This is a genomic window from Prosthecobacter sp. (genome assembly GCF_046154365.1).
Taxonomy (GTDB): Bacteria; Verrucomicrobiota; Verrucomicrobiia; order Verrucomicrobiales; family Verrucomicrobiaceae; genus Prosthecobacter.
The window spans coordinates 1-7,189 of sequence record NZ_JBJXFV010000133.1 but is presented as its reverse complement, the minus strand read 5'-3'; the positions used below and the strand labels follow the sequence as shown (position 1 = coordinate 7,189).

The window sequence follows — 7,189 nt, the reverse complement described above, 5'->3', positions numbered from 1 at the left end:
ACGCAAACCCAACTGTATGGTTACGGCTTAACCGCAGCGGTTGGACGGTCGCAGAGGCTCATTGACATTCCTTGTCACGGTTCAAGAAGCGCCCGAGGTCAGGATGTCTGTCAGAAGCCTCTGTGGCGTTTCCAACTCTGCGGTGTGGATTTCATCAGCGGTTTCCCAAGCTTTCAGCGATGAACGAACTTCGTCATTCGGCATTCCACATTCGTCATTGTGCGAGTGATACGACCGCTTTGATCACACGCGACTCGGGAAGAAGCCAATGGTCCATTTGCGCTGGCAGCTCGCTGAACTGGCACCTGTGGCTGATCCAGGGGCGGGTGTTGATCTGGCCGGACTGGATCATGGCGAGGATGCGCGGGAAGTCGGAGGCGACGGCATTGCGGCTGGCGAGGAGGGACAATTCGCGGCGGTGGAAGAGGGGATCGTCGATGAGGACGGGTTCTTTGGTGATGCCGACATAGACGATGCGGCCGGTGAAGCGGGCATAGCGCAAGGTGCCAGCCATGGAGCCGGGATTGCCGGTGGCATCGAAGACGATCTGGAAGGCTGGCTCGTCGGGCAATGACGCGACGACCTTCACATCGGGGTAGTTTTGCGCGACGAACTCACGGCGGGCGGCGTTGAGTTCGAGGATGGTGATGGCGGCGTTCGCAGCGCGGGCGAATTCGAGGACGGTGAGGCCGATGGGGCCGGCGCCGATGATGAGGACGTCGTCAGCAGCGGTGACTTGGGCGCGATTGACGGCGTGGCAACCGATGGCGAGGGTTTCGACGAGGGCGAGCTGCTCGAAGTCGAGCGCGTTGCACGGGTGGAGCTTGTGTGCGGGGAGGATCATGCGCTCGCGCATGCCACCGTCGCCATGGACGCCGAGGACTTGGAGGGTCTCACAGCAGTTGGTGCTGCCGCGAAGGCAGGCGTGGCAGGTGCCGCAGTTGAGGTAGGGCTCGACGGCGCAGCGGTCGCCGACTTGGAGATGGGTGACACCTTCACCAACAGCGAGGACTTCGACGCCGAGTTCATGGCCGAGGATGCGCGGGAACTCGATGAAGGGCATTTTGCCGAGATAGCCGCTGAAGTCGGTGCCGCAGATGCCGATGGCGCGGATGGCGACGAGGGCTTCGCCTTGCCGGGGAGAGGCGGCTGCGGGGAGCGTGGTCCAGGTGAAGGTTTTGAGGGCGGTGAGGGTGAGGGCGGTCATGCGGAAAGTGCTCAGTGCTCAGTGCTCAGTGTTCAGTTGGATGTGGTAGTGGCCGTTTTGGAGGCTGATGGTGGGGACGCGGTGGTGTTGTTCGAAGAGGTCGTGGGCGGCGCGGAGGTTTTGCCAGAAGTCGAAATGTGGGGAACTTTGCTCCTGTTGCATGCGATCTGCGGTCATGCGGTAGGGGAAGATGTGGATGGGGACGGAGGGCGTGGTTTTGAGGGCGGCTTCGACGATGAGGTAGATTTCCTCGATGAGGGGATCGGTCATGGCGAAGCAGCCGACGCTGCATGTGTCGCCATGGATCATGATGAGGCTGCCGGTGCGCTGATGGGCGCGGTCGTAGGCGTTGGGGTAGCCGATGTTGAAGGAGAGATGGTAGCGGCTCATGGGATTGAGCTGCGGCGGCGTGACGCTGTAAAAGCCTTCGGGAGCCTGCATGTCGCCTTCTTTGGTTTTGGGGCCGAGGGTGCCGGAGAAGCAGGCGATGGGGTAGGTGCGGAAGAGCTGCCAGTGGTTGCTGTCGTCCTTGAGCCAGAGTTCGAGTTCGCGGGTTTCTTTGAAGATGCGGAAGAAGGCGGGCTGGCCGAGCTTGAGTTGCTTGGCGGCGAGTTCGTCGTGCAGCTTTGGCAGCAGGCGTGAGCGAACATCGACGAGGCGATCGGCGGCGTTCATGGTCTGCCATGGTGCCGGTGCCGGTGGCGCGGGGTAGGGCAGGGGGAGGTGATTCCGCGTGAACATTTGCATGGCGTAGGAGAGCCAGGAGTGAACGACATTCAGCGATGATGCCCGCGCGGCAATGATGCAGGTGGCGATGAGCGCCACCGCGAGCAGGAGGGTGCGCCGTTTCATGGCGAGAGCATTTGATCAGGCTCCAGCAGGGGGTGCCTGCCTGCCGCGAACGATGTTCATCGCGCCATTGAGTTCGCCACCGGGTTCGATGGAGACGGAGCGTGCGGTGACGTCGCCGTTGACGGAGCCGTTGCTGTTGATGAGCACAAGGCCGGTGCTGAAGATGGTGCCGGTGACGCGGGCCTGGATCTCGACGTCGGTGGCATGCACGGTGTTGAGGAAGGCGACATCGGCCCCCTTTTCGACGACGAAGCGCTGGCAGCGGATTTCACCGATGATGCTGCCGGTGGTGCGGAAGGTGGCGTCGCCGGAGCAGGTGACATTGGCTTCGATGATGCCGTGGCATTCGAGGTCGCGGCAATGCACGCTGCTGGTGGACAGGCGGCCACGCTTACGGACGAGGACATCGCCACGAGTTTTGATGGCCTGCGTGGAGGTCATGTTGACCTCGACATCTTCGAGTGAGAAGCCGGCACCGCAGGCGGGGCAGTTGGCGGATTTGGCGGAGCGACCGGTCTTGAATTTGTGACCGCAGTCGAAGCACTCGACATCCTTGAAGTACTGGTTTCGGTACATGCCCTGCTCCTTCATCTTTTGGAGCGAATTGGCGGTTTGCAGCGCGGGGGAGGGGGTGGGCGGCGGTGAATTGGACTGTGGGCGACGCATGCTCGCCGTCATGGGTTCATCCTTGGCATTGCCGTCGGTGGGCTCCGGTTCCGCTGCCACCGGCTGTGCCTGTAGAAAAGCGCCAAAGCCATCGGCGGCGGAGAGCGTATCGTCAGACGCTGGCTTTTCGGCGTTCTGGACTTCGGGTTTGGTCTCGGCCTCAGGCTTGGCCGGCTCAGGATTTGCCGCCGATGGCTCGTCACCACTCCAAGCTTCCGCCATGCCTGCGCCGGAGCGTGTGACCTCGGAGGCGACGACGCGGCGCTTTTGAATGGTGAGATGCACGCCGCATTTTTTGCAGAACGTAGAAACGACGAGGCGCGGCTCATATTGAGCCGCGCCACAAGACGGACACACCACTTCGATTTGATTCTTCGGTGGTGTGGGAAGGATGCTGGACTTCGAGCCGAAGATCCGCCCAAACACTAGGTTACAGGCAGGTTAAGGTTGTGGTTGTGGCTTCGAAGCGCCGCCGAAGGCAGGCTTGGTTTCGGCTTTTTTGCCGACCTGGGACTGACCCATGAAGGTGGCACCTTCTTCGATGGCGAGGGTGCCGGCAGCGATGTCACCGACGAGGATGGCGTTGCTCTTGAGTTCGCAACGTTCCGCGACAGTGATATTGCCTTCGACCTTGCCGAAGATGATGACGGAGCGGGTCTTGACCTCACCTTTGATGAGGGCGTTTTCACCCACCGTGAGGCTGCCGTCAGAAATGACTTCGCCTTCGATTTTGCCGTCGATGATGAGGTCGTGGGAGAATTTGATGGAGCCTTTGATTTCGACGTCGTTGGCGAGAACGTTTTTACTGGTGGTCATGACGGGAGCTGAATGTGATGAGCGTTGAGTTTGTGCAGCGGGAGCGGTTACGGCGGAAAGAATAGGTGCGCGTTCGGCTGCGGGAGCCGGTGCGGGTACCTCGGAACGCCGGTCGTCCTTTTGCCCTTCGGGTTGTCCAATGATTTGCCTTAACATGAGGGTGAAAATATAGCGGGATATTAAGTTGAGTGTCAATCTTTGGCTTGAATATTTTTTGTGAGGCGGATGTCACGGTTGTATGAGGAGGGTTGCATGGCGTGAGTTTTGCGGTTGTGTCAGGTGATGATGGAATCTGTGTACATCACAGCCGTGGAGACGGCCTGTGTGCTTGGTGTGAGGGTTGAAGACTGCGTGGAGGCGCTGCGTGAGCGGCGTGGAGGCCTGCAGCCAGAGGGCAGGGCAGGGGAATTTGCCACCCTGCCGGTCGGGATGCTGTCCGCGCGCGAACTGCTGAAGGGGCGCCGCTACGGTGCCGCCAGCAATGCGGCGGTGGCGGTGGCGCGTGCGGCGGTGCGGCGTGCGGGCTGGGCTCCCGAGACGGTGCGTGAGTCCTGGCTGTTTGCCGCCAGCAGTCGCGGGAATGTGGGGGAAATACTGGGTTCCAATGCATGGCGCAGACCCATCCGCAAGTTTAGTGCCAGCAACACGATGCATAGTGAAATAGCTGCGGCGGTGAGCATTGAACTGGGCATTCGCGGCCCTTGGCAGATGTGTGCCAACGGCTGTTCCTCCGGTCTCGATGCCTTGGGCATGGCCTGGATGGCGGTGGCCAGCGGTCTGGCTCCGAGGGCAATCGTGGTGGCCGTGGATCTGCCGCTGGTGACGGCACTGCTGCGGGATTTCCGCGATACAGGCCTGCTGTCTGCGAACGGCGTCAATGATCCCTTCGCCAGCACCACCAGCGGCTTTTTGCCAGGAGAAGCCGCCGTGGCGCTGACGCTGGAGCGTGATGAGTCGGGAAACCCCAAGCTGTGCCGACTGGAACACTACAGTGCGAACAGCGATGCCTTTGATGCGCTCATGATTCCCGAGGACGGCGGCGGCATTGAAGATTGCGTACGTGCGGCGTTGAAAGCGGGAGATCGTGGCAAAGTGGTCGCACTTTGCCCGCATGCGACGGGCACACTGAATCATGCGCGGGTCGAGCCGCCGGCGCTGCTGCGGGCGCTGGAGGGCAAAAGCATGCCGCTGTTGCCGCTGAAGCCGCAAACCGGCCACACGCTGGGTGCGAGCGGTCTCCTGGATGTGGCGCTGCTGGCTGCCTGCATGGCCGAAGGCTGGCTTCCCGCCGTGCTGCCGGGCCTGACGCCGCCGGCGTGTGGATTACAGCTCAATGAAGCACCGATGCAGGTCGTAGCGGGGGATCGGGTGATCAAACTGGCCTCGGGCATGGGCGGGCACAATGCGGCGGTGTCGCTGGCGGTGGTGTGAAAGCGTGAAGCAGAGGGCGAAGAGACAGGTCTTGGTCTTTGAGTGCCGTTGAACGAATCATGACTCTTCGCCCTTCGCGCTTCGCTCTTCGCTCCACGCATTGATTCCCGCTTGGCACGTCGGCAGGATGCGCCAAAGTCGCGCCACGCATGACCCGGCTGCCGCTTTCGATTTCCATCATCTCGCACAACGAGGAGGCCAATCTGCGCCGCTGCCTCGCCAGTGCGGTGGAGCTGGCGCAGGAGATCGTCATCGTCGATTCCGGCTCCACCGACCGCACTGCGGAGATTGCCGAGGAGTTTGGCGCGAAGTTTGTGTTTCAGCCCTGGCTCGGCTACACGGCGCAGAAGAATCACTGCCTCACGCTCTGCGCGCAGCCGTGGATTCTGGCGCTGGACTGCGATGAAGAACTCACGCCGGAGCTGAGCGCGTCCATCCGCAGCTTCTTTGCCAATGGCGACGATGAAAAATACGACGGCGCATGGATGTCGCGCCTCGTGTGGTTCATGGGCCGCTGGATTCATCATGGCGACTGGTATCCTGACCGCAAAGTGCGGCTATTCCGGCGCGACAAAAGCCAGTGGCAGGCCGACGGCGGCGGGCAAGTGCATGAGCGCCTCGTCGTCGTGGGTGGCTGCACCACCTTGCAGGGCGACCTGTTGCATTACTCCTTCAAAAACATCCAGCACTACCTCACCAAGCACATCAGCTACTCCGATGTGTTCTTGCAGACGCAGCATGGCAAAGGCAAGCGCTGGTCACTGCTCCACACCTTGTTCCGCCCGTGGTGGCGCTTTGTGCGGGCGTATGTGTTGAAGCGCGGCTTTCTCGACGGTTTTCCCGGCCTGTGGATCGCCGGGGCGACGGCGTTCTTCACGTTTGATCGCTACAGCCGCATGTTCGAGAGCGAAGCGGAAGCCAAATCGACGCACATAGGATGAAGCTGGCCCTGATCCATCCGCAAATCATCCGCAGCACCGCTGTGGAGACCTTCCTCATCGAATTCGCCAAGCGTCTTGCAGCGGCGGGGCATGAACTCACCTACATCACCACCCTCACCACGCCGGAAATCGGCGCGGCGCTGCCCGGACGCTGGGAGCTGCTGCCACGGATGCGCGGCTCGGCCACGTTGCGGATGTGGCACTTCAGCCGCCTCGCTCCGCGTGCGGCTGCTGCGGCGGGTGTCGATCTGAGCATTGGCTTTGGCCGCACCTGCATGCAGGACATCCACCGCAACGGCACCGGCTGCCACCGGCTCTACGGCAACCTGCTGCCGCTCTGGCAGCGCTGGAGCGTAAAACACCTCTACGAGCTGCGTCTCGAGCGCCGACTGCACGTTGGCAGAGAGACGAAACAGTTCGTGACCAGCTCCCCCCGCGTGGCGGCACAGCTCCAGGGCATCTACGGCACCGATGGCGACCGCTTCCGCATTCTCCCGCCCCCCGTCGAGACACAGCTCTTCAAACCGGCCGAGAATCGTGCCAACGTGCGCGAATTGCTCTGCCGCAAGCTGCAAACCGATCCCACACAGCCCGTGCTGCTCTTCGTCTCGCTCAGCCATCGTCGGCGTGGACTCGAACCGCTGCTCGAAGCCATGAAACAGCTCGATGCCACACTCTGGATCGCCGGGAAGGGGCTCAATGCCGCACAGCGTGAGATCGTGAACCGAAGCGGCCTTTCACCGCGCCTGCGCACCGTGCCCATCACCAGCAATCTCGTCGAGCTGTATCAGGCCGCCGACTGGTTCGTGCATCCCACGCAGTACGACGCCTTTTCCAACACCGTGCTGCAAAGCATGGCCTGCGGCCTGCCCGGCATCGTCTCCGTCATGGATGGTGCCGTCGATCACATCCGCAACGGCGAAAACGGCTTCATGCTCTACCACCCGCAGCAGTCTGCGGAACTCGCCGCCCGCATTCAGGAGGCGCTCGACCTCGGTGAAACGGGGCGCGAGGCATTATCTCAAGCCGCCCGCGAAACGGTGCAGTCGCTGACCTGGGAGCGGCACATGGCGGAGTGGGACACAGTGCTTTCGCCGGTTGGTGGTTGGTGACAGGTTTCAGAGGCCGGCTTCGATGTTATACCTCGCGTCATCGGGTTTTGTGATTTCCCACAGATTCAGAAAACCCGCAGATTTGTTTTCAGACTCATGCAATCTGTGGGTTATCTGAATCTGTGGGATTCATGCATTTTCACCCATCGTGACGATGTGCGGTA

7 protein-coding genes are annotated in these 7,189 nt (G+C 61.6%); 3 read left to right on the top strand and 4 right to left on the bottom strand.

What is annotated here, in order from left to right:
- Positions 1-214: 214 nt before the first annotated feature.
- From ACKVY0_RS17095 to ACKVY0_RS17080, 4 genes are read right to left on the bottom strand one after another with little or no spacing between them, the layout of a single operon-like run.
- Complete coding sequence (locus ACKVY0_RS17095; RefSeq protein ID WP_409216039.1) at positions 215-1,207, bottom strand: zinc-binding alcohol dehydrogenase family protein; 993 nt, start codon at positions 1,205-1,207, stop codon at positions 215-217.
- An 18-nt stretch (positions 1,208-1,225) separates the two neighbouring features.
- Complete coding sequence (locus ACKVY0_RS17090; RefSeq protein ID WP_409216038.1) at positions 1,226-2,059, bottom strand: murein L,D-transpeptidase family protein; 834 nt, start codon at positions 2,057-2,059, stop codon at positions 1,226-1,228.
- Between the two features lie 15 nt (positions 2,060-2,074).
- Positions 2,075-3,151: a polymer-forming cytoskeletal protein gene (locus ACKVY0_RS17085; protein WP_409216037.1), complete on the bottom strand. Its 1,077-nt coding sequence runs from the start codon at positions 3,149-3,151 to the stop codon at positions 2,075-2,077.
- A gap of 15 nt (positions 3,152-3,166) precedes the next feature.
- On the bottom strand, positions 3,167-3,541 hold the full coding sequence (locus tag ACKVY0_RS17080; RefSeq protein WP_409216036.1) for a polymer-forming cytoskeletal protein: 375 nt from the start codon (positions 3,539-3,541) through the stop codon (positions 3,167-3,169).
- A gap of 294 nt (positions 3,542-3,835) precedes the next feature.
- On the opposite strand from ACKVY0_RS17080, the gene ACKVY0_RS17075 reads away from it, so the two are divergent.
- The 3 genes from ACKVY0_RS17075 (at position 3,836) to ACKVY0_RS17065 (ending at position 7,025) form a co-directional block, all read left to right on the top strand.
- Positions 3,836-4,972, top strand: coding sequence for a beta-ketoacyl synthase N-terminal-like domain-containing protein (locus ACKVY0_RS17075; protein ID WP_409216035.1), 1,137 nt, complete (start codon positions 3,836-3,838; stop codon positions 4,970-4,972).
- A 149-nt stretch (positions 4,973-5,121) separates the two neighbouring features.
- Positions 5,122-5,913 carry a glycosyltransferase family 2 protein gene (locus tag ACKVY0_RS17070; RefSeq protein ID WP_409216034.1) on the top strand — a complete coding sequence of 264 codons (792 nt, stop codon included), beginning with the start codon at positions 5,122-5,124 and terminating at the stop codon, positions 5,911-5,913.
- Complete coding sequence (locus ACKVY0_RS17065; protein WP_409216033.1) at positions 5,910-7,025, top strand: glycosyltransferase family 4 protein; 1,116 nt, start codon at positions 5,910-5,912, stop codon at positions 7,023-7,025. The genes ACKVY0_RS17070 and ACKVY0_RS17065 overlap by 4 nt, the downstream gene beginning before the upstream one ends.
- Positions 7,026-7,189 lie beyond the last annotated feature (164 nt).